Here is a 2,932-nt window from a genome sequence, read left to right as displayed (position 1 = left end):
CGCCGAAATTCAGCTGACCGGGGAGGCCTTGCCCGGGCGGGGGCGCTGCGGGCTGCGCGCCCGGTTGCGGCCCGGCCGGCGCCGTGCCGAAATTCAGCTGGCCGGGGAGCCCGATCCCGCCCGACGGCGTGCCCGAACCGCCTGGCGCGGGCGCGCCGAAATTCGGTGCCGGCGGCGCGCCGAAGCCGGGCAGGCTCTGCCCGCCGATCGGCGGCAGCTCGATCTTGAACTGGCTCGGATCGATTGCCGGGCCGGTGCCCTTGTAGTGCATCACCATCTGCGGGAATGCGATGGTGAGCCCGACCATGATGACCTGGATGATCACGAAGGGCACCGCGCCCCAGTAGATCTGCCCGGTGGTGACGCCCTCGGTGCGCCGCTTGGTGATCTTGTCGACATAGGCGCTCCGCGGCGCTACCGACCGCAGGAAGAACAGCGCGAAGCCGAACGGCGGGTGCATGAAGCTCGTCTGCATGTTGATGCCGAGCAGCACGCCGAACCAGATGAGGTCGATGCCGAGCTTCTCCGCCACCGGCCCGAGCAGCGGCACGACGATGAAGGCGAGCTCGAAGAAGTCCAGGAAGAACGCCAGGAAGAAGACGAGGAGGTTCACGACGATCAGGAACCCGGTCTCGCCGCCCGGCACGTTGAGGAGGAGCTCCTCGACCCAGATGTGTCCGTTCACGCCGTAGAAGGTCAGCGAGAAGACGCGCGCCCCGATCAGGATGAAGATCACGAAGGCGGAGAGCTTCGTGGTGGAATCGAGGGCCTGGACCAGCACCTGCCTGCGGAGCTTGCCCTTCACGGCTGCGAGCACCAGCGCGCCGACGGCGCCCATGGCGCCGCCCTCGGTCGGCGTCGCGATGCCGAGAAAGATCGTGCCGAGCACGAGGAAGATCAGCGCGAGCGGAGGGATGAGAACGATGATCACCTGCTCGGCGAGCCGCGACAGCAGGCCGAGGCCGAGTGCGCGGTTCAGGACCGCGGCGAAGTAGACGAGGCCGACGCCGATCGTCGCGCCCCAGATGACCGCGCCGCGCTCGACCTGGCCTTCGATGGCGAGGCCGGCTCCGTAGGAGACGGCGATCGCGGCGAGAATGGCGACGAAGAGGGAGGTGACGCCGGAGCCGAGCGTACGGGCCTCGAGCGGCAGAGCGGGGGCGGCGTCGCGGTTGACGAAGGTGAGCAGAACCACGTAGCCGACATAGAAGCCGGTCAGGACGAGGCCCGGGATCAGCGCGCCGGAATACATGTCCCCCACCGAGCGGCCGAGCTGGTCGGCCATCACGATCAGGACGAGCGACGGCGGGATGATCTGCGCGAGCGTGCCGGACGCCGCAATGACGCCGCTCGCCAGGCGCCGGTCGTAGCCGTAGCGCAGCATGATCGGCAGGGAGATGAGGCCCATCGCGATCACGGAGGCCGCCACGACGCCGGTGGTTGCGGCAAGCAGCGCGCCGACGAAGATGACGGCGTAGGCCAGGCCGCCGCGCACCGGTCCGAACAGCTGGCCGACCGTGTCGAGCAGATCCTCCGCCATGCCCGACCGTTCGAGGATCAGCCCCATGAAGGTGAAGAAGGGCACCGCGAGCAGCGTCTCGTTGCTCATCACGCCGTAGAGGCGGTCGGGGAGGGCGCCGAGGAGCGGCCAGGAGAGCGTGATCTCTCCGCCGGAGATCGGCGCGAGCTCGACACCGATGAAGAAGAAGAGCAGGCCGTTGGCGGCCAGCGCGAAGGCCACCGGGTAGCCGAGCAGGAGAATGATCACCAGCGCCGCGAACATGATCGGGGCGAGGTTGTGGGCAATGAACTCGATCATGCGAGGCGGCTCGTCTCGCGGGTCGGGTCGACGCCGGGTGCGTTGGTCAGCATCTCGTCGAGCTCGGCATGTGCGTGCGGATCGGGCACGGGATCTTCGATCGCGCCGCTGAGCACCGCGATGCGCTTGATGATCTCGGAGACCGCCTGGAACAGGAGCAGGACGAATCCGGCGAGCAGGAGCGCCTTGGCCGGCCAGAGAAGGAGCCCGCCGGCATTCGGCGAATGTTCGCCGATCCGGACGGACAGCCTGACATAGGGGATCAGCAGCCAGAGCATCAGGCCGACGAAGGGGAGGAGGACCAGGACGTGGCCGAGAAGGTCGATCCAGTCGCGCGTGCGCTTCGTCAGCCGGCCGGAGATGATGTCGATCCGGATGTGCTCGTTGCGCTGCAGCGTATAGGCGGCGGCCAGCATGAAGACGGCGCCGAAGAGATACCATTGCAGCTCGAGCCAGGCGTTCGAGCTCATGTCGAAGGCTTTTCGGATGATGGCGTTCCCAGCGCTCACGAGGACCGCCGCAAGCACCAGCCATGATACCGCGCGGCCGATGAACACCGTCACGGAGTCGATCGTCCGGCTGACGGCCAGAAGCATTGCCAATCTCGTCTCCAGATCTTCAGGAATAGCGGCGCGGGTCGAGGTTTGCAGCCGCCGTTTTCACCATTTGCACGAATGAAAGGGCGCATATTGCACGCGGCGGCGTCACTTGCCAGACCGGACTAAAGGAGTAGATGTCGCGGTCAGTTGCGGCGCTGGGCGGCCGAGGGAGAGTGCGTTTTGCGATGGCCAGGAGGACGACGGAGCAGGATGGGTGAGCTCTCCAAGGATGCCGTCCAGGAGGCGCTGCGGCAGGTCAAGGGGCCCGATGGACAGCAGGATGTCGTGAGCCTCGGACTGGTCTCCGACATCGTGGTCTCCGACGGCAAGGTGATCTTCTCGATCACGGTTCCGGCGGAGCGTGCCCGCGAGCTCGAGCCGATGCGTGCGGCGGCGGAGCGTGCCGTGCGCGCAGTGCCGGGCGTGCAGCAGGCGATGGTGGCGCTCACCGCCGAGCGGCGGCCGGGAAGCGCCCCGGCCCCGGCTCCGCGCGGTTCGCCGATGGCGGCGGGCG

Annotated in this window: 3 protein-coding genes; 1 reads left to right on the top strand and 2 read right to left on the bottom strand. The window is 67.8% G+C overall.

The features are described from left to right. On the bottom strand, positions 1-1,819 hold a 1,819-nt coding region (locus E4O86_RS22665; protein WP_161142808.1), incomplete at its 3' end, for a TRAP transporter large permease. Then, positions 1,816-2,421 (bottom strand): TRAP transporter small permease subunit, encoded by a 606-nt coding sequence (locus tag E4O86_RS22660; protein ID WP_161142807.1) that lies wholly within the window; start codon positions 2,419-2,421, stop codon positions 1,816-1,818. The genes E4O86_RS22660 and E4O86_RS22665, both read right to left, overlap by 4 nt. Positions 2,422-2,628: 207 nt before the next feature. Between E4O86_RS22660 and E4O86_RS22655 the strand changes: the two genes are divergently transcribed. Continuing rightward, positions 2,629-2,932: iron-sulfur cluster assembly protein (locus tag E4O86_RS22655; RefSeq protein ID WP_161142806.1), on the top strand; the 304-nt coding region annotated here is incomplete at its 3' end.

This window comes from Propylenella binzhouense (assembly GCF_009866965.1).
Classification (GTDB): Bacteria; Pseudomonadota; Alphaproteobacteria; order Rhizobiales; family Afifellaceae; genus Propylenella; species Propylenella binzhouense.
This window is presented reverse-complemented; position numbering and strand designations above follow the sequence as displayed.